The 20,029-nt window shown below is 54.9% G+C and carries 17 protein-coding genes; 12 read left to right on the top strand and 5 right to left on the bottom strand.

The features are described from left to right. The first annotated feature begins 93 nt into the window (after nt 1–93). Together MY052_RS07995 and nfo are read left to right on the top strand one after the other, a co-directional pair. Nucleotides 94–1,146, top strand: coding sequence for a YeiH family protein (locus MY052_RS07995; RefSeq protein WP_115073871.1), 1,053 nt, complete (start codon nt 94–96; stop codon nt 1,144–1,146). A 65-nt stretch (nt 1,147–1,211) separates the two neighbouring features. After that, a complete protein-coding gene (nfo, locus tag MY052_RS07990) occupies nt 1,212–2,069 on the top strand; it encodes a deoxyribonuclease IV (RefSeq protein ID WP_035893465.1) in 858 nt (285 codons plus the stop codon). Between the two features lie 120 nt (nt 2,070–2,189). On the opposite strand, the gene fruA is transcribed toward nfo, so the two are convergent. Genes fruA through fruB form a run of 3 tightly spaced genes read right to left on the bottom strand, consistent with a single transcriptional unit; the run spans nt 2,190 to nt 5,965 of the window. After that, complete coding sequence (gene fruA, locus MY052_RS07985; RefSeq protein WP_035893467.1) at nt 2,190–3,878, bottom strand: PTS fructose transporter subunit IIBC; 1,689 nt, start codon at nt 3,876–3,878, stop codon at nt 2,190–2,192. A gap of 17 nt (nt 3,879–3,895) precedes the next feature. Next, complete coding sequence (fruK, locus tag MY052_RS07980; protein ID WP_035893469.1) at nt 3,896–4,834, bottom strand: 1-phosphofructokinase; 939 nt, start codon at nt 4,832–4,834, stop codon at nt 3,896–3,898. Then, nucleotides 4,835–5,965 carry a fused PTS fructose transporter subunit IIA/HPr protein gene (gene fruB, locus MY052_RS07975; RefSeq protein ID WP_248538514.1) on the bottom strand — a complete coding sequence of 377 codons (1,131 nt, stop codon included), beginning with the start codon at nt 5,963–5,965 and terminating at the stop codon, nt 4,835–4,837. A 361-nt stretch (nt 5,966–6,326) separates the two neighbouring features. Here fruB and setB point away from each other — a divergent pair, with 361 nt between their 5' ends. Continuing rightward, nucleotides 6,327–7,508: a sugar efflux transporter SetB gene (gene setB, locus MY052_RS07970; protein WP_202217578.1), complete on the top strand. Its 1,182-nt coding sequence runs from the start codon at nt 6,327–6,329 to the stop codon at nt 7,506–7,508. Here the strand turns inward: setB and MY052_RS07965 are convergent. After that, nucleotides 7,505–7,759: a YkgJ family cysteine cluster protein gene (locus MY052_RS07965; protein WP_035893475.1), complete on the bottom strand. Its 255-nt coding sequence runs from the start codon at nt 7,757–7,759 to the stop codon at nt 7,505–7,507. The genes setB and MY052_RS07965 overlap by 4 nt on opposite strands. Before the next feature lie 153 nt (nt 7,760–7,912). Between MY052_RS07965 and yeiP the strand changes: the two genes are divergently transcribed. Next, entirely contained in the window at nt 7,913–8,485 is a 573-nt protein-coding gene (gene yeiP, locus MY052_RS07960; RefSeq protein ID WP_202217577.1) for an elongation factor P-like protein YeiP, read from the top strand. 122 nt (nt 8,486–8,607) lie between these two features. On the opposite strand, the gene uxuA is transcribed toward yeiP, so the two are convergent. Next, on the bottom strand, nt 8,608–9,798 hold the full coding sequence (gene uxuA, locus MY052_RS07955) for a mannonate dehydratase (RefSeq protein WP_248538513.1): 1,191 nt from the start codon (nt 9,796–9,798) through the stop codon (nt 8,608–8,610). Nucleotides 9,799–10,003: 205 nt separating this feature from the next. Here uxuA and MY052_RS07950 point away from each other — a divergent pair, with 205 nt between their 5' ends. The 8 genes from MY052_RS07950 (at nt 10,004) to MY052_RS07915 (ending at nt 20,028) form a co-directional block, all read left to right on the top strand. After that, a complete protein-coding gene (locus MY052_RS07950) occupies nt 10,004–11,470 on the top strand; it encodes a mannitol dehydrogenase family protein (RefSeq protein WP_248538512.1) in 1,467 nt (488 codons plus the stop codon). A gap of 124 nt (nt 11,471–11,594) precedes the next feature. Next, nucleotides 11,595–12,572 (top strand): CobW family GTP-binding protein, encoded by a 978-nt coding sequence (locus MY052_RS07945; RefSeq protein ID WP_248538511.1) that lies wholly within the window; start codon nt 11,595–11,597, stop codon nt 12,570–12,572. A gap of 35 nt (nt 12,573–12,607) precedes the next feature. Then, nucleotides 12,608–13,333, top strand: coding sequence for a phosphatase PAP2 family protein (locus tag MY052_RS07940; protein WP_202218080.1), 726 nt, complete (start codon nt 12,608–12,610; stop codon nt 13,331–13,333). Between the two features lie 418 nt (nt 13,334–13,751). After that, entirely contained in the window at nt 13,752–14,324 is a 573-nt protein-coding gene (mepS, locus tag MY052_RS07935) for a bifunctional murein DD-endopeptidase/murein LD-carboxypeptidase (RefSeq protein WP_035893485.1), read from the top strand. Between the two features lie 123 nt (nt 14,325–14,447). Further along, entirely contained in the window at nt 14,448–16,010 is a 1,563-nt protein-coding gene (locus MY052_RS07930; protein WP_248538510.1) for a cyclic di-GMP phosphodiesterase, read from the top strand. 104 nt (nt 16,011–16,114) lie between these two features. Next, nucleotides 16,115–17,905 (top strand): extracellular solute-binding protein, encoded by a 1,791-nt coding sequence (locus tag MY052_RS07925; protein ID WP_420828641.1) that lies wholly within the window; start codon nt 16,115–16,117, stop codon nt 17,903–17,905. A 9-nt stretch (nt 17,906–17,914) separates the two neighbouring features. After that, entirely contained in the window at nt 17,915–19,003 is a 1,089-nt protein-coding gene (locus MY052_RS07920) for a microcin C ABC transporter permease YejB (RefSeq protein ID WP_248538509.1), read from the top strand. Between the two features lie 2 nt (nt 19,004–19,005). Beyond that, nucleotides 19,006–20,028: a microcin C ABC transporter permease gene (locus tag MY052_RS07915; RefSeq protein WP_202217574.1), complete on the top strand. Its 1,023-nt coding sequence runs from the start codon at nt 19,006–19,008 to the stop codon at nt 20,026–20,028. The last annotated feature ends 1 nt before the right edge of the window (nt 20,029 follow it).

Genomic DNA, 20,029 nt, shown 5'->3' with positions numbered 1-20,029 from the left:
CTTACCAGTTATTACGATTAATTATAAATATATAATCAATTTTATCTTTAAACCAGCGAGGCGTAACCTTTTAGCCAGACAAAGGAGAAGGCTATGACACAGGTCACCTTAGAAACGCATCATCATCGCGGTATCAAACATTTTATCCCTGGACTCGCCCTTAGCGCCGTGATTACCGGTGCCGCAGTCTGGATCGGCAATATCCCGGCCGTAGCAGGCGTAGGCATGAGCGCGCTGACGCTAGCCATCCTGTTCGGGATGGTGATTGGTAACACGATTTACCCAAAACTCTGGCAGTCTTGCGACGGCGGCGTGCTGTTCGCCAAGCAGCATTTGCTGCGTCTGGGCATTATTCTTTACGGTTTCCGTCTGACCTTCGCTCAGATTGCCGACGTGGGTGCAAGTGGCATCATCATCGACGCCCTGACGCTGTGCAGTACCTTTATGATGGCCTGCTGGCTCGGGCAGAAGGTCTTTGGTCTTGATAAACATACCAGCTGGCTGATTGGTGCCGGTAGCAGTATCTGCGGTGCGGCTGCGGTACTGGCGACCGAGCCGGTCGTGAAAGCCGAGGCGAGTAAAGTGACCGTCGCGGTGGCAACCGTGGTTATCTTCGGTACGTTGGCTATCTTCATCTACCCGGCCATGTACCCGCTTCTGGCGCACTGGTTTACGCCTGAAACCTACGGTATCTATATCGGCTCGACCATGCACGAAGTGGCGCAGGTTGTGGCAGCGGGCCATGCGGTAACGCCAGAAACGGAAAACGCGGCGGTGATTGCCAAAATGCTGCGCGTCATGATGCTGGCTCCGTTCCTGCTGTTTATGGCCGCTCGTGTTAAACAATTGGCTCCGGCAGGTGCAACAGAGAAAAGCAAAATCACGATCCCATGGTTTGCCATCCTGTTCATCGTGGTCACCATCTTCAACTCGTTCCACCTGCTGCCAAACAGTGTGGTGCAAATGCTGATTACGCTGGACACCATCCTGCTGGCAATGGCAATGGCGGCGCTGGGCGTGACCACACACGTTAGCGCACTGAAAAAAGCCGGTGCGAAACCGCTGATGATGGCGCTGGTGCTGTTCATCTGGCTGATTGTTGGCGGCGGCGCGATTAACTTCGCTATCCACTACCTGATGGCATAATCGACAACGACTCAGCGCTTTTAACCCGCTATACTCCCCCTTTTGAGTATGGCGGGTTTAACTATATGAAATACATCGGAGCGCACGTCAGCGCCGCGGGCGGCCTGGCAAACGCCGCAATTCGGGCAGCGGAAATCGAAGCGACCGCCTTCGCCCTGTTCACCAAAAATCAGCGTCAGTGGCGCGCCGCACCGCTGACCACCGAGATTATCGACGACTTCAAAGCCGCCTGTGACAAGTATCACTACACTCCGGCACAAATTCTTCCTCACGACAGCTACCTGATTAACCTCGGTCATCCGGTGGAAGAAGCGCTGGAGAAATCCCGAGAAGCCTTTATCGACGAGCTGACGCGCTGTCAGCAGTTGGGGCTGACGTTACTGAACTTCCATCCGGGCAGCCATCTGCTGCAAATCGACGAAGACAAGTGTCTGGCGCGTATTGCCGAGTCCATCAACATTGCGCTGGCGCAGACTGAGGGCGTGACGGCGGTTATTGAGAATACCGCCGGTCAAGGCAGCAACCTCGGCTTTAAGTTCGAACATCTGGCAGCCATCATTGATGGCGTCGAAGATAAGTCACGCGTTGGCGTGTGCATCGATACCTGTCACGCTTTCGCCGCGGGCTATGACCTGCGCACCACCGAAGCCTGTGCTGACACCTTCGCTGAATTCGAACGCATTGTCGGCTTTAAGTATCTGCGCGGCATGCACCTGAACGACGCCAAAAGCGAGTTCGGTAGCCGCGTTGACCGTCACCACAGCCTGGGCGAAGGCAACATTGGGCACGATGCGTTCCGCTTTATCATGCAGGACAACCGTTTTGATGGCATCCCGCTGGTGCTGGAAACCATTAATCCGGATATCTGGGCAGAAGAGATTGCCTGGCTGAAGGCGCAGCAGACCGAGAGCGCTACCGTCTGATTGCCCGGTGGCGCTGCGCTTACCGGGCCTACAGGTTCGGGCAAACATGATAAAGCGCAGCCGCTATCAGGCATAAAAAAAGGGCCGAATCATCGGCCCTTTTTTACGTTTGTACCAGGATTACGCTTTCGCGGCAACCACACCTTCCGGGCGTTTCAGCACCGCATAGGAGAGACCCGCCACCAGCGTACCCACCACAATCGCAATCAGGTAACCCAGCACTGGAGTGATAGCGCCTGGAATCAGCAGCACGAACAAACCACCGTGCGGTGCCATCAGTTTCGCGCCAACTGCCATCGAGATAGCACCGGTAACTGCGCCGCCAACGATACAGCAAGGCAGAACGCGCATCGGGTCACGAGCCGCGAACGGAATCGCCCCTTCAGAGATAAAGCACAGGCCCAGAACCAGCGCCGCTTTGCCCCCTTCACGTTGACCCTGATCGAATTTCTTACGCGCAACCAGCGTTGCAATACCCATTGCCAGCGGCGGCACCATACCGGCTGCCATAATGGCGGCCATCGGTGCGTAAGTCTGGGTACTCAGCAGACCAACGCCGAACGCGTATGCTGCTTTGTTGACCGGACCACCCATATCGGTACACATCATCGCACCAAGGATAGCGCCCAGCAGGACCGCGTTCGCGGTGCCCATGGTTTGCAGCCAGTGGGTCAGCCAGGTCAGCAGCGCGGCAACCGGGGTACCAATGAGATAAATCATTGCCAGGCCGACAATCAGGCTGGATACCAGCGGGATTATCAGAATAGGCTTCAGCGCTTCCATGCTTGGTGGCAGCTTCAGCTTGGTGCTAATAAGTTTTGCCACGTAACCGGCAAGGAAGCCCGCGATGATACCGCCGATAAAGCCGGAACCGCCGCTCACTGCCAGCATACCGCCGATAAGACCAGGGGTCAGACCCGGACGGTCAGCAATGGAGAAGGCAATAAAGCCTGCCAGCACCGGCACCATCAGCGCAAAGGCTGAACCACCGCCAATCTGCATCAGCGCCGCAGCCAGCGTACCTTTGACTTCAAACGCTTTAATACCGAAGGCAAATGACAGCGCGATACACAGACCGCCCGCCACAACCATTGGCAGCATGTAAGAAACGCCGGTCAACAGGTGACGATACGCCCCGCCGCCGCTCTCTTTCTTCCCAGCATCCGCCGGAGATTTCGTCTGGCCAGAAGGCTGATACGGCTTCGCTTCAACCATCGCTTTATCCAGTTCCTGCGCGGTTTTCTTCAGCGCAAGACCGGTGGTGGTGCGATACATTGGCTTACCAGCAAATTTCGCCAGATCCACTTCAATGTCCGCCGCGACGATAACCAGGTCAGCCGCTTCGACTTCTTCTGGGGTAATCGCGTTACCGGCACCCACGGAGCCGCGGGTTTCAACCTTCACCCAGAGACCGCGTTTTTTGGCTTCGGTCTCAATGGCTTCAGCCGCCATGAAAGTATGCGCCACGCCGGTTGGGCAAGCGGTGACCGCTACGATACGTTTTACCGCACCTTTCGCAGTTGGTTCCGCCTGCGCCGGAGCCTCGTAAGGCAGGGCGTGTGATTTGGCTTCGCTCAGGAACAGCTCCGGATGGGAAACTGCACGGTTGACGTCGCCAAGGTAAACCTGTTTGCCCGCCAGCGCGTTATCGGCAGGCAAAGCGGATCCCAGCACGATGGCCAGTTCAGCATCGTTCGGGTTATCAATGAATTCCAGGCGCGCTTTCTGCGCCGCCGCACCCAGCAGGGTCTTCGCCATATAAGCACGAGCCTGTCCAAGTTTGGCATCGATAATCAGCAGCGTTTTCATACGCCTCTCCCCTGCTGTTAGTTAAAAGGTTTCAGGTCGACACGCGCCATCATCGCGGCCAACTGGGTACGATCGGTAATGCCGACGTTGCTCTGGCTTACCGCCAGCGCGGCAACGGCAGTCGCCAGACGCAGGGTATGCTCGCTGGACTCACGCATCAGCAGGCCGTAAATCAGACCGCCAACCATGGAATCCCCCGCCCCTACCGTGCTTACCACTTCCACTGACGGCGGCTTGGCAATCCACTCGCCGGAGGCGTTAACCCACAGCGCGCCTTCCGCACCCAGTGAAATCACCACATGGGCAATGCCCTGCTCGCGCAGCGCGTGAGCCGCTTCAATCACATCTTTCATCTCAGGCAGCTTACGGCCAGCCCAGATTTCCAGCTCGCGACGGTTTGGCTTAACCAGCCATGGCGCCGCTTTCAGACCCGCAACCAGCGCTTCGCGGCTGCTGTCGAAAATAATGCACGGACACTGGCTGCGCAGGCGCGTCATCCAGTCGGTGAACGCTTCCGGGCTAACGCCCGCTGGCAGACTACCGCTCACGCACACCATGTCGAACTGACCAAGCCAGGTCAGAGAATCGTTAACAAAGCGTTCCCAGTCAGACGCGGTAACGTCAAAACCGGAGAAGTTAAAGTCGGTGACTTCGCCGTCTTTCTCGGTCAGCTTGACGTTAATACGGGTACGGCCCTGAACGACCTGGAAACGGTTAGCAATGCCCAGTTCGCTGAACAGCTGCTGAAAACCATCCTGGTTGTCTTTACCGAGGAAACCGCCAACGGTGACGTCGATGCCAAGATCTTTCAGTACCTTAGCAACGTTGATGCCTTTACCCGCTGCATGCAGACCGGTAGTACGTACCAGGTTAACTTCCCCACGCTCGATTTCTGGCGTGAACCCTACCAAATCATAGGCCGGGTTTAAGGTAATTGTGGCTACTCTTCTGCTCATTTATGCGCCCTCCCCAAGGCCTGCAGCAATGGCTTCGCCAATAGCGTCCAGCGCCTGACGAGCATCATCCCCCTGTGCCGTGAAGCGCAGGCGATGACCTTTTTTAACGCCCAGCGCGACAACCTTCATCAGGCTACGTCCGTTGGCTGGTTTACCGCTGCCGTCAAGGTTGGTTACGGTAATGTCACTGCTAAACTGTTTAATAGTATTCACCAGCACGGTGCCCGGACGGGCGTGCAGGCCATGTTCGTTACGTACGACAAACTCTTCGCTGAGCAGGTCGTCAGCCAGCGTGTCATCGCTAGTCAGCAGCGCCAGCAGAGTGGCGGCATCGGCATTCAGCAGACGTTCAGCTTTATTGTCCAGCAGCAGGTTAACCAGGCGGTTAAGCACCGCGGTCGGCTGGGCATCGGCCATCGCGACGGTAATCAGCACGGAGGCAGCAGCATCGTCAACGGTAAACGGCGTCGCCGCACGACTGACCGCAATAGCGCTGCGCAGGTTGCCTTCAGCGCTGTCGTTCAGCCAGATACCCTGGCCCAGATTCAGCGGTTGATCGTTAATCACGCGCGCCACAAAGTTAGCGTCTACCGCACCTGCTTCTTTCAGACGCGCGGCGTTCAGCGCCTGCAGCGTCACCAGGTCACTGGCGACAACGTCAATTGAGAGCGTGTCGTTATCAAGCTTCAGCGCTTCGCTTTGCTTTTCACCCATCAACAGCGCGCGCAGCTCTTCAGCGGTGGTCGCGGTTTTCAGCTGTTCAGCCACCGCATCATCGCTTAGGACGTGCGTCAGCTGACGCAGCAGGCCGAGATGTTCGTCGGAGCTGGCGGCGATACCGATGGCAACATACGCCGTCTGGCCTTCGCCCCAGGTGACGCCCTGTGGAAATTGATAAACCTGAACACCGGTTTTCAGCACCTGATCGCGGGTATCGGTGGTGCCGTGCGGAATCGCAATGCCGTTGCCAAGGAAAGTGGAGGTTTGTTGCTCACGCGCCAGCATACCGGCAACGTAACCATCAGCGACGTTGCCTGCGCTGACGAGCGCTGCAGCAACCTGTCGAATAGCCTCTTCTTTATTCGCGGCCTGCTGGCCGGGATGAATATCCTGAACAGTTAACTGGAACATGGTTCCCCTCGCTCGCTGAATTGAATCGATTCAGCTTTTGTGAGAAATAATCGCCGTACTTAGCGGGTTAGGTGCTGAAGACGACGCTGAAACGTTTCAATAATTTTGTGCCTTTCTTAATCAGCCTGCAAGTTTTGCTGACAAATTGATTGCATAAATTAGATCTACAGCACATTTCATTATCATTCTCGCCACATTTGCTGAAGCACCTGTGCGCCCTTATCAGCCGCTTCAGCTAGATGTAAGCCAGATTTTGAAATGGCCTTTTATTTTTTCGTGCCGAATTTGATTTAGGTGACTGTTCATTTTCTGAGTCGCGTCGTAAACTCCCCGCCTCTCCTTATGTGACCGATAAAACAACATGCAAAACAGTACCGCCGCCGCCCCACGGCGATCGTTTGATTTCACCTCATCGTCTTTTCTGATTGTGGCTTTTTTAACCGGTATTGCCGGTGCGCTGCAGACCCCAACATTGAGTCTGTTTCTGAGCAATGAAGTACACGTTCGCCCAGCAATGGTGGGCTTCTTTTTCACCGGCAGCGCGGTTATCGGCATCTTCGTCAGCCAGTTTCTGGCAAGCTACTCGGATAAACGTGGCGACCGAAAAAATCTGATCGTTGGCTGCTGTCTGCTTGGCGTGCTCGCCTGCGTACTGTTCGCCTGGAACCGTAACTACTTTATTTTGCTGTTTGTCGGCGTCTTCCTGAGCAGCTTTGGCTCAACGGCGAACCCGCAAATGTTCGCCCTTGCCCGTGAGCACGCCGATAAAACCGGCCGCGAAGCGGTAATGTTCAGCTCGATTATGCGTGCGCAGGTGTCACTGGCATGGGTGATTGGCCCACCGCTGGCCTACGCGCTGGCGATGGGTTTCAGCTTTACGGTGATGTATCTCAGTGCCGCAGTAGCGTTTGTGGTGTGCGGTGCAATGGTCTGGCTATTCCTGCCTACCATGCGTAAAGAGAAAGCCGCCGCCAGCGGTTCGATTCAGGCTCCGCGTACCAACCGCAAAGATGCCCTGCTGCTGTTCGTTATCTGCACGCTGATGTGGGGCACCAACAGCCTCTATATCATTAATATGCCGCTCTACATCATCAATGAGCTGCACCTGCCGGAGAAACTGGCCGGAGTGATGATGGGCACGGCTGCCGGCCTTGAAATTCCAACGATGCTCATCGCGGGCTATTTCGCTAAACGATTGGGAAAACGCTTTCTGATGCGTCTGGCGGCCGTCGCCGGGCTATTCTTCTATATAGGTATGCTGACGTTTAACAGCCCAACGTTGCTGCTCGCGATGCAGCTGCTGAACGCCATCTATATCGGTATTCTCGGTGGGATTGGGATGCTTTACTTCCAGGATCTGATGCCTGGCCAGGCAGGTTCAGCAACCACGCTGTACGCCAACACGTCGCGCGTCGGCTGGATTATCGCCGGTTCGCTGGCGGGCGTGGTGGCCGAAATCTGGAACTATCACACCGTATTCTGGATTGCGCTGGCGCTTTGCGTCGCCACCCTGGGCTGTCTGGTGCGAATTAAAGACGTTTAGGGTGCGGTAAGCGCTTCGAGGTTCAGCAAATAGGTCATCGCCGCGTCTCGGTTTACCCCGCACATTTCCCGTGCGGGCTGTAGCCCGGCGCACACTTTAGGGCGCAGCGGTGAACCAAAGATTTTACAGCGCTGGCGTTCGTCAAGCTGTACGCAGGGCGTGTTCGCCGGTTTGCCATCAGGCATGCCGGGAATTGGGCTCGAGATTGAAGGTGCAGTGCAGCAAGCCCCGCAGTCCGGACGACATTCCATCGCGGGTTCTCAGTTGTGTTGATAGGTGGTTGCGCGCACAGTACCACCTTTTGAGCAAGCATAGCAAAAGCCTTTAATTCCACTTGCCTGAAACGCCCGGCACGAGTACTTTTACGCGATATTTTTGACACCCTAGTTCACAGGATAATTGCAATGCCAAGAGCGAACGAAATTAAAAAAGGTATGGTGCTGAATTACAACGGCAAGCTGCTGATTGTAAAAAATATTGATATTCAGTCACCGAGCGCCCGTGGCGCGGCAACGCTGTACAAAATGCGCTTCTCCGACGTCAGCACCGGTCTGAAAGTTGAAGAGCGCTTTAAAGGCGACGATATGGTCGATACCGTGACCCTGAACCGCCGCTTCGTCGACTTCTCCTACATCGACGGCAACGAATACGTATTCATGGATAAAGAAGATTACACCCCGTACATCTTCACCCACGACCAGATTGCTGAAGAGCTGCAGTTCATTCCTGAAGGCGGTATGCCGGAAATGCAGGTTCTGCTGTGGGATGGCCGGGTTCTGGCGCTGGAACTGCCGCAGACGGTGGATCTGGAAATCGTGGAAACGGCTCCGGGAATCAAAGGCGCGTCGGCAAGCTCCCGTACCAAGCCAGCGACGCTGACCACCGGTCTGGTTGTTCAGGTTCCTGAATACCTGACTACCGGCGAGAAGATCCGCGTTCATATCGAAGAAAAACGCTATATGGGCCGTGCGGACTAATCTGTATCAGACAATGTGCATCGTTCTGCCTGATGGCGCTTCGCTTATCAGGCCTACTCGATAGTGCAAACAAAAAGGGCAGCCGTTTTGGCTGCCCTTTTTTATTTCGGGAAAATGACGAATTACAACAGATCGCGGAACTTAGTCATTTTCAGCGCCAGCTCGACGCCGCGTACTTCCGCCAGACCTTTCAGACGACCAATCGCCGAGTAGCCCGGGTTGGTTTTCTTCTTCAGGTCGTCCAGCATCTGGTGACCGTGGTCAGGACGCATTGGAATAGGACGCAGATCGCCCGCTTTCTTACGACGCTGTTCTTCGGTCAGGATGGCATCAACCACCGCTACCATGTTCACGTCGCCCTGCAGGTGAGCGGCTTCGTGGAAGGTTTTTGGGTTCCCTTCACGGCAGGTAGAACGCAGGTGCGTGAAGTGGATACGGTCGCCGAAGGTCTCGATCATTTTCACCAGATCGTTATCCGCGCGCACGCCGTAAGAACCGGTACACATGGTGAAACCGTTGTTGATGCTATCGACGGTCTCTTTCAGCCACTGCATATCTTCGATGGTAGAAACGATACGCGGCAGGCCAAGGATTGGGCGCGGTGGATCGTCCGGGTGAACGGCAAGGCGCACGCCAACTTCTTCAGCAACCGGCACGATGGCGCGCAGGAAGACGGCCATATTTTCACGCAGATTTTCTTTGCTGATGTGGTCATATTCCGCGAGGCGCGCACGGAACTGATCCAGGGTATAACCCTCTTCCGCACCCGGCAGGCCAGCAATGATGTTGCGGGTCAGCTTCGTCACTTCCGCTTCGGTCATCGCCTGGAAATATTCCTGCGCCTGACGCTGCTCTTCAGCGGTGTAATCCGCCTGCGCGCCTTCACGCTTCAGGATATGCAGTTCAAACGCGGCGAATGCAATCTGATCAAAGCGCAGGGCTTTAGAACCATCCTCCAGCGTGTACTCGAGGTCGGTACGCGTCCAGTCGAGGATAGGCATAAAGTTGTAGCAGACGGTGTCAATGCCACATTCAGCCAGGTTTCGGATGCTCTGCTGGTAATTAGCAATCCAGGTTTTGTATTCACCGGAGCCGGTTTTAATGTCTTCGTGAACCGGGATACTTTCAACAACGGACCAGGTCAGGCCTTTTTCAGCCAGCATCGCTTTGCGCTGTTTAATTTCTTCAACCGGCCATACCTGACCGTTTGGAATGTGGTGCAATGCCGTTACGACGCCCGTCGCGCCAGCCTGACGCACATCATCAAGAGATACCGGATCGTTCGGACCGTACCAACGCCAGGTTTGTTCCATTGCTCAACCCTCTAAAGTTGTTATACCAATAAAATCACTGTTAATGACGACTACCATACATGTTTATTTATGAGCGTCAATAAATCCGCTGGGATTGATTGATCAAGCTCACATTAACGCGATAAATACGGCATACCAATTTAATTTGCTGTCATATAACTTTACACTGCAAACGTTAATTAATCGTTAATCGGATGTGTGAACAATGAATACAATCGCCTCAAGTGCCCTCCCCGCCCACGTGCAGTTACCTCAATATGATAGACAACAGCTACGTTCGCGGATTGTGCATTTTGGTTTTGGTGCCTTCCACCGCGCCCACCAGGCGCTGTTAACCAACCGGGTGCTGAACCAGCACGGTGGCGATTGGGGAATTTGTGAAATCAGCCTTTTCAGCGGCGATGTGCTGATGAGCCAGCTTCGTCAGCAGGATCACCTATTTACGGTGATGGAAAAGAGCGCTACGGGCAACCAGCCGATCGTGATTGGCGCAGTTCACGAATGCCTGAACGCTAAGCTTGACTCGCTTTCCGCCATCATCGAAAAATTCTGTGAGCCTGAGGTGGCGATCGTCTCACTGACGATCACCGAAAAAGGCTACTGCATCGATCCGGCGACTGGCCATCTGGACTTTACCCAGCCGCGGATCGTCCACGATCTTGAACATCCAACCGAACCGCACTCTGCACCAGGCATTCTCGTAGAAGCACTGCACCGCCGCCGTGATCGTGGACTACCTGCCTTTACCGTTCTCTCCTGTGACAATATCCCTGATAACGGCCACGTAGTGAAAAACGCCGTGCTGGACATGGCTACCCGCCGTGACCCCGCGCTTGCGAGCTGGATTGCTGAACATGTCAGCTTCCCAGGCACCATGGTCGACCGTATCGTGCCCGCGGCAACCGAAGCGTCGCTGGCAGAAATCAGCCAGGAATTAGGCGTAGTAGACCCGTGCGCCATCAGCTGCGAACCGTTTATTCAATGGGTGATTGAAGACAACTTTGTTGCCGGACGCCCTGACTGGGGCAGCGTCGGGGCACAGATGGTGAGTGACGTGCTGCCGTGGGAAGAGATGAAACTGCGTATGCTCAACGGTAGCCATTCCTTCCTTGCCTACCTCGGTTATCTTGCCGGTTATGCGCACATCAGCGACTGTATGCAGGATGAATCCTACCGCCGTGCCGCACGTCATCTGATGATGGCCGAACAGGCTCCTACGCTGCGGATTACCGATGTGGACCTCGGCGCGTATGCTGACAGCCTTATCGACCGCTTCAGCAACCCGGCGCTACAGCACCGTACCTGGCAGATTGCGATGGACGGTAGCCAGAAGCTGCCACAGCGCCTGCTTGACGGCATTCGCATTCATCTCAAAAATGGCAGCCGCTGGCCGCTGCTGGCGTTAGCCGTGGCAGGCTGGATGCGCTACGTGAGCGGGGTCGATGATGCTGGTCAACCGATTGACGTGCGTGACCCGCTGGCGGAAAAAATCCGCGGTATTGTGGATAACAGCACGGATGAGAACCGCGTTGCAGCGCTGCTGACGCTGCAAGAAATCTTCGGCATCGATTTACCTGCCAATCCGCAGTTTGTCGCGGCGGTCCAGCAAGCCTGGCAAAATCTGGTTCATCAGGGCGCACGCCAGGCCGTGCTGACCGCGCTCAATAGTTAGCATTTTCTGCTGTTTTGCGGACTAACAGTGGATTGGTCCGCCTTAACGCTTCTCTTTTTGACGCTGCTTCGCCAGGATAAAGTGATCCAGTTAACACTATCACTATGTCCTCGGCGGAGTTTTCGTGACTAAAACCAATCTGATCACCGGCTTTCTCGGCAGCGGGAAAACCACTTCAATTCTCCATCTGCTCGCCAATAAACCCACCGACGAAAAATGGGCCGTGCTGGTCAATGAGTTTGGCGAAGTCGGCATTGATGGTGCTCTGCTGGCGGACAGCGGTGCGCTACTAAAAGAGATCCCCGGCGGCTGCATGTGCTGCGTGAACGGCCTGCCGATGCAGGTGGGCCTGAATACGCTGCTGCGTCAGGGAAAACCCGACCGTTTGCTGATTGAGCCTACCGGTCTCGGCCACCCGAAACAGATCCTCGATTTGCTCACTGCTCCGGTCTACGAGCCTTGGATAGACCTGCGCGCCACCCTGTGCATAATGGACCCGCGTCAGTTATTGGACGAAAAAATCGCCACCAACGAAAACTTCCGCGATCAGCTCGCGGCGGCCGATATTATCGTCAGCAACAAGGCAGACCGCGCAACGCCCGAAAGCCAGCAGGCGATGACCCATTGGTGGCAACAGAATGGCGCCGAGCGTCTGCATGTTGAAGCCACCCAGGGCAACATTAATATTACCCTGCTGGATATGCCCCGCAGCAACACCGTAGAACTGAATGCCAGCGCCGCGCATTCGCACTCTCACCCATCAAATAAGGGGCTTGGCGCGTTGAGCCTGCCAGAGCACCAGCGCTGGCGCCGAAGCGTCAATGAGGGGCAAGGCTACTTTGCCTGCGGCTGGATATTTGATGCCGACACCGAATTTGACACCATTGGCCTGCTGGAGTGGGCGCGTCTGGCGCCAGTCACTCGTTTGAAGGCGGTAATGCGCATTCCTGAGGGGCTGGTCCGTATTAACCGCCAGGGTGCGGACCTGCACATTGAAACGCAGAATGTTGCACCACCAGATAGCCGTATTGAACTGATAAACGATGCACAAACCGACTGGAACCCACTACAAACGGCGCTGTTGAAACTTCGTTTAGGGTGAAACCGCTAAGGTTTCAGCTGAAACTAATTGCTATGATGACTAAGATGCGTACACGTTTTCCCCTGATTCTTCTCCTTAACGCCGCCGGTGTGGCGTTATTTCTCTCCTGGTTTCTGCCAGCCAACCATGGATTCTGGTCCGTGGCTGACCTCGCTATTTTTCACGCCTTTAACCAGGGTTTAAACGCAGATAATCTGGGCTACGCCTGGTTCTTAGCCATTATTAATAACCGCGCGTTCGACGGCTGCTCGCTGCTGGCAATGGGCTGCCTGATGCTGAGCTTCTGGCTGAAAGAAACGACGGCAGGTCGTCGTCGTATTGTGATTATTGGCCTGGTGATGCTGCTGGCAGCGGTGATCATTAACCAGTTGGCGCAGCATCTTATGCCGGTGACCCGCAGTAGCCCGTCACTCTCTGTGCCCGGCGTACACCGCGTTAGCGACTTTATCGACTTCTCAACCAAAGACGGCTCTCGGGACAGTTTCCCGGGCGACCACGGAATGATGCTGTTGATATTCGCGACCTTCATGTGGCGCTATTTCGGCCGTAACGCGTTTCTTATTTCGCTGGTCATTTTTGTGGTTTTTGCCTTCCCACGCGTGATGATTGGCGCTCACTGGTTCACCGATATTGCCGTCGGCTCGTTAACCGCAGTACTGATTGGTGCACCATGGGTTCTGATGACGTCATTAAGCGATAACGTGATTGCCTTGTTCGAGCGAAATTTGCCCAATTTGACCAAAGCAAAATCGGCGCAATAAATAACCAATTCATCTGATATTCCAGAAAGAGGGTATGCACCCTCTTTTTCTTTTTTTAATCGCTTACCGCAACGGTCATCTTCTCGTCACAATATTCATTTTGATAATGAATGAGTTGCCCATTTTTTATTCATAAATGCCGTAATTTTGCCCATTCACATTTTTTAACTTTGTGTATCACTATTTCTTATAAAAAATCGGCCAAAAGCGCTCGCAATGCCGCTTTCGTTAAGGTAATCTCATTCGCGTTTGTCGTTTCAAAGTGCAATTATTCGGTTCTCAAATAAAACTTTGTGCGCTATGCCACAAAACTGAATTCAAAGAATTGTCTCATTGATTGCGTGTATTTAGTCTCAGACGCGTTTGGCATTTTTTATAACGACTCCATCGTTAAGGACTTCAAGGGAAAACAACGAAAATGGTCAAATCTCAGCCGATTTTGAGATATATCTTGCGAGCGATTCCAGCAGTAGCAGTTGCGGTTCTGCTTTCTGCCTGTAGTTCCACGAGTAACACCGCAAAGAACATGCATTCTGAGACGCATGCAGTGGGCACCGAAGATGCCTCGTCACTGCAAGCCTCTCAGGATGAATTTGAAACCATGGTGCGTAACCTCGACGTGAAATCCCGTCTGATGGATCAATACGCAGGATGGAAAGGTGTTCGTTACCGCTTAGGCGGCGACACCAAGCGCGGTATCGACTGCTCCAGCTTTGTGCAGCGTACCTTCCGCGAACAGTTTGGCTTAGAGCTGCCGCGCTCCACCTGGGAGCAGCAGGAAACGGGCAAATCCGTTAAACGCAGTCAGCTCCGAACCGGTGATTTAGTGTTGTTCCGTGCCGGCTCTACCGGCCGCCATGTAGGCATCTACATCGGCAACAACCAGTTTGTTCATGCTTCCACCAGCAGTGGTGTGACCATTTCCAGCATGAACGAACCGTACTGGAATAAACGTTACAACGAAGCTCGCCGTGTCCTGAGTCGTTCGTAATGCCGTTTACCGTCGGTTTCCCTTGGCTGACGGTAAGCATAAAAAAAGCACTGCTTCGGCAGTGCTTTTTTTATGCTTAATCAGTATTCTTTTCTTTAGAGTTCCGTAGCATAGAGAAGTTGCATGTTTACTCGTCACTCATTAATTAACCGCCGCATTGTTCTGACTAGCGTTGTCGTCGGCCTGCTCATTGCCCTTGCAGCGGGATTGGCACAGTATTCTATTTTTCATCATCGTCGTGCGGCCCAGTTCGATAGCACCATCTCCAGTCTGCAAAGTTACCTGGACAACTACTTTAATCAGATACTGGTCACTATCGACTCCCTGCAACCGCTCACGATGGACTCCTGCCAAGCAGTCTCTTCGGAACTCACCGCACGCGCGGCGTTCAGCATGAACGTACGCGCCTTTCTCCTGGTTAAAGATAATATTGCCTACTGTTCCTCCGCTACCGGCCCGATGTCACTGGGGCTCAAGGAGCTAGTACCGGATCTCGATCTGACCAAATCGCATGTGATGGGGATCGTCTCCGGCACGCCAATGATGCCGACCACCCCGGCTTTCGTGCTGTGGGTCAAAAGCCCGCTGCTGGAAAACCGCGGCATTTTTGCCTCCATTAACGCCAACCTGATGCCCTGGGTGCTCTATTCCTCAAAGCAGAGTCCCTATAATGGCGTCGCGCTGGTCGTCAACGGCAAAACGGCTATTTCCACTTTCAGTAGCAAACCGCTTACGCTCGACCAGATCCCCGACACCGCCGTTCGCCACGTGAAGATCAAAGGTGTCCCGCTGGAGGTCTATCTCTATAGCAATGCGCTCGGCACCGATAACTCGCTCTATTCTCTCCTGCTCGGGTTGACGTGTGGCCTGCTTGGCGGCCTGCTCTGTCTCTACATTCTGGCGATCCGCTCACGTCCGGGAAAAGAGATCCTTGCCGCGATTAAACATCGACAGTTCTATGTGGTTTATCAGCCGGTCGTGGACGCGAAAAACCGCCAGATTACAGGCGTAGAGGCGCTCATGCGCTGGTCGCATCCAACGGTCGGGAATATTCCGCCCGATGCGTTCATCAGCTACGCAGAAGCGCAGGATTTAATTGTTCCCCTCACCCACCATCTATTCGAACTGATTGCCCGCGATGCGCCGATGCTGAAAGACCTTCTGCCGCCGGGTGCTAAGCTCGGTATCAATATCGCACCCAGCCATCTGCACGCCGAGAGTTTCCAGCACGATATCCGCCAGCTGGCGGCAAGCCTGCCGGATAACTATTTCCAGGTGGTGCTGGAGATAACCGAGCGTGACATGCTGAATCAGGAGCGGGCTATGAACCTGTTTGCCTGGCTGCGTGGCGAAGGTATTGAGATCGCTATTGATGATTTCGGCACTGGGCACAGCGCGCTTATCTATCTTGAACGCTTTACCCTCGACTACCTCAAAATCGACCGTGGTTTTGTCAACGCCATCGGCCGTGAGACGATTACTTCGCCGGTGCTGGATGCCGTACTCACGCTGACCCATCGTCTTAATCTGGTCACCGTGGCCGAAGGCGTTGAAACTGAAGAACAGGCGGCCTGGCTGCGCGATCACGGCGTCGACTACCTGCAAGGCTACCTGATAAGCCGCCCGCTCACGCTACAACAGCTGATTGAGGAATATCGTAAGCCGGCAAAGTATTTCACAAGTTAAGCAAGGTCATTTAAGATTCAGGGATAAAAGCCGTTTTCAATCAATACTTTTCCATGCGGGGTAGCCTTATCGTGATCGTAGCGCGCGTCTTTTTGCCCCTGCTGATGCTGTTCAGCCTGTCGCTACAGGCACAGACCATCAAAGAGAGCTACGCCTTTGCGGTTATCGGTGAGCCCAAATACGCCGTCGATTTCAACCATTTTGACTACGTCAACCCTGCGGCACCAAAAGGCGGTAGCGTCACGCTTGCCGCGCTTGGCACCTTCGATAACTTTAACCGCTTTGCGCTGCGGGGAAATGCGGCCGTTCGCACCGATTCTCTGTATGACGCTTTGTTCACCACTTCCGATGACGAACCGGGCAGCTACTACCCGCTCGTTGCCGACCGGGCACGCTATGCCGACGACTACTCCTGGGTAGAGCTCACCATCAACCCACGCGCCCGTTTTCACGACGGCAGCCCGATTACCGCCCGCGATGTCGCCTTCACCTTCAATAAGTTTATGACCGAAGGCGTGCCGCAGTTTCGTCTGGTCTATAAAGGCACGACCGTAAAGGCTATCGCCCCGCTGACGGTGCGCATTGAACTCGCGAAGCCGGGTAAAGAGGATATGCTGAGCCTCTTTACTTTGCCTATCTTGCCGGAGAAGTTCTGGAAGGATCATAACCTTAGCGAGCCGCTCAGCACGCCACCGCTGGCCAGTGGCCCTTATCGCATCAGCGACTGGCGTATGGGGCAATATATCGTCTACCAGCGCGTCAAAGATTACTGGGGCGCAGACCTGCCGGTAAACCGTGGACGCTGGAATTTCGACACCATTCGCTACGACTACTACCTCGACGACAACGTGGCCTTTGAAGCTTTCAAAGCCGGAGCTTACGACGTGCGCACCGAGAGCAGCGCCAAAAACTGGGCCACGCGCTATATCGGCAAAAACTTCGCCAGCGGCTATATCGTTAAGGATGAACAGAAGAACAATGCCGCACAGGACACGCGCTGGCTGGCCTTTAACATCCAGCGTCCGGTCTTTACAGACCGACGGGTACGTGAGGCGGTCAGCATGGCCTTTGATTTTGAATGGATGAACAAGGCACTGTTTTACAACGCCTACAGCCGTGCTAACAGCTATTTCCAGAATACCGAATACGCCGCGCGCGGCTATCCTGACGCCGATGAGCTGACGCTGCTGGCACCGCTAAAAAGCGAGCTGCCGCCAGAAGTCTTTACCTCGATTTATCAACCCACCACTTCTGACGGCCACGGTTTTGACCGCGACAACCTGTTGAAAGCGGGCAATCTGCTTACCGATGCCGGCTGGGTGCTGAAGGGCCAGCAGCGGGTGAATGCGAAAACCGGCCAGCCGCTGCGCTTTGAGCTGCTACTCCCGTCAGGCGGTAACGATCAGTGGGTAATGCCCTTCCAGCGCAATCTACAGCGTCTGGGCGTGACAATGGATATCCGTCAGGTCGATATTTCACAGATTACCAACCGCATGCGTAAGCGCGACTATGACATGATGCCGCGCCTGTGGCGGGCAATGCCGTGGCCAAGCTCAGACCTGCAAATATCCTGGTCATCAGAATACATTAACTCCTCCTACAACTCGCCCGGCGTGGCAAGTCCGGCCATCGACAGCCTGATTAACCAGATAATCCGCTGGCAGGGTAACAAGCAGAAACTGCTGCCGCTAGGACGCGCCATCGACCGGGTGCTTACCTGGAACTATTACATGCTGCCGATGTGGTATATGTCCGGCAGCCGAACGGCCTATTGGGATAAGTTTTCCTACCCCAGCGTACACCCGCTTTATGCCTCCGGCACGGACGCGCCCGGCTTCGACACATGGTGGTACAACGTGAACAAAGCGGCGAAGTTACCCGCTTCCCGACGCTAAGGAGAGAACATGGGCGCCTATCTGATTCGTCGACTACTGCTTATCATCCCCACGCTGTGGGCCATTATCACGCTCAACTTTTTTATCGTGCAGATAGCGCCAGGCGGCCCGGTTGACCAGGCGATTGCGGCGGTTGAGTTCGGCCATCAGGGGGGATTACCCGGCGGCGGCGGGATGGAGCGCACGCAAGCGCGCGCAGGCGTGGGTAATATTGCGGAAAGTCAGTATCGCGGCGGACGCGGGCTTGACCCTGAGGTCATCGCCGAGATCACCCATCGCTACGGCTTCGATAAACCGCTGCACGAGCGCTATTTCAAAATGCTGGGCGACTATCTGCGCTTTGATTTTGGCAATAGCTTGTTTCGCAACGCCTCAGTCATGCAGCTCATGAAAGAGAGCCTTCCCGTTTCTATTACGCTGGGGCTCTGGAGTACGTTAATTATCTATCTGGTTTCGATTCCGCTGGGCATTCGCAAAGCGGTGTACAACGGCAGCCGTTTTGATATCTGGAGCAGCACGGGCATTATTATTGGCTATGCCATCCCGGCATTTCTGTTCGCGATCGTGCTCATCGTCTTCTTCGCTGGCGGCAGCTATTACGACATCTTCCCACTGCGCGGGCTGGTGTCTGCCAACTTTGACACCCTGCCGTGGTACCAGAAAATCACCGATTACCTTTGGCATATCACCCTGCCGGTGCTGGCCACGGTCATCGGCGGTTTTGCCGCGCTGACCATGCTGACCAAAAACTCGTTTCTCGATGAAATCCGCAAGCAGTACGTGGTCACCGCACGAGCAAAAGGGGTGGGGGAAAAACAGATCCTCTGGAAGCATATCTTTCGTAACGCCATGCTGCTGGTGATAGCGGGCTTCCCCGCCACGTTTATCAGCATGTTCTTTACCGGCTCGCTGCTTATCGAGGTGATGTTCTCGCTGAACGGTCTGGGGCTGCTCGGCTACGAAGCGACCGTGTCGCGCGACTACCCGGTGATGTTCGGCACGCTTTATATTTTCACCCTGATTGGCCTGCTGATGAACATCGTCAGCGATATCAGCTACACGCTGGTAGACCCACGCATTGATTTTGAGGGCCGCTAACGATGACGCTAAACGCCGTCAATCAAGCCCGCTGGGCACGTTTTTGCCACAACCGTCGCGGCTACTGGTCGCTGTGGATTTTCCTGGTTATTTTTATCTGTAGCCTGGGCGCAGAGCTTATCGCCAACGACCGCCCGCTGCTGGTGAGCTACCAGGGCAGCCTGTATGTTCCGGTGGTCAAAAACTACAGCGAAAAAACCTTCGGCGGAGAATTCGCTACCGCCGCGGATTATCAGGATCCGTGGCTTCAGCAGCGGCTGGAAAAAACCGGCTGGGTGCTGTGGACCCCTATTCGCTTCGGTGCCAGCAGCATTAACTTCAGCACCGATGTCCCCTTCCCTTCCCCGCCGTCGCGGCAAAACTGGCTCGGCACCGATGCTAATGGTCGTGACGTGCTGGCGCGTATTCTCTATGGCACCCGCATCTCGCTGCTCTTCGGTCTGATCCTGACCATCTGTTCCAGCGTGATGGGCGTTATTGTCGGCGCGGTCCAAGGCTACTACGGCGGGCGTATCGATCTCTGGGGACAGCGCTTTATCGAAGTGTGGTCGGGCATGCCAACGCTGTTTTTGATTATCCTGCTTTCAAGCGTCGTACAGCCTAATTTCTGGTGGCTGCTGGCGATTACCGTGCTGTTCGGTTGGATGTCGCTGGTTGGCGTAGTACGCGCTGAATTCTTACGTACCCGTAACTACGACTATATTCGCGCTGCGCAGGCGCTTGGCGTGGGCGACCGCAGTATTATCCTGCGCCATATGCTGCCCAACGCGATGGTGGCGACGCTGACCTTTATTCCGTTTATTCTGTGCAGTTCGATTACCACCCTCACCTCTCTCGACTTCCTGGGCTTTGGTCTGCCGCTGGGCTCGCCGTCGCTCGGTGAACTGCTGCTACAGGGCAAGAACAACCTGCAGGCCCCCTGGCTTGGGATCGCCGCGTTTCTCTGCGTCGCCGTGCTGCTCTCACTGCTGATTTTCATCGGTGAGGCGGTGCGCGACGCCTTCGACCCTTCTAAGGCGGTATAAG

The sequence above is a fragment of the Kluyvera ascorbata genome, assembly GCF_023195735.1.
Classification (GTDB): domain Bacteria; phylum Pseudomonadota; class Gammaproteobacteria; order Enterobacterales; family Enterobacteriaceae; genus Kluyvera; species Kluyvera ascorbata.
Note: the sequence above shows the minus strand (reverse complement) of the source record. Positions and strands in the feature narration are given on the sequence as shown.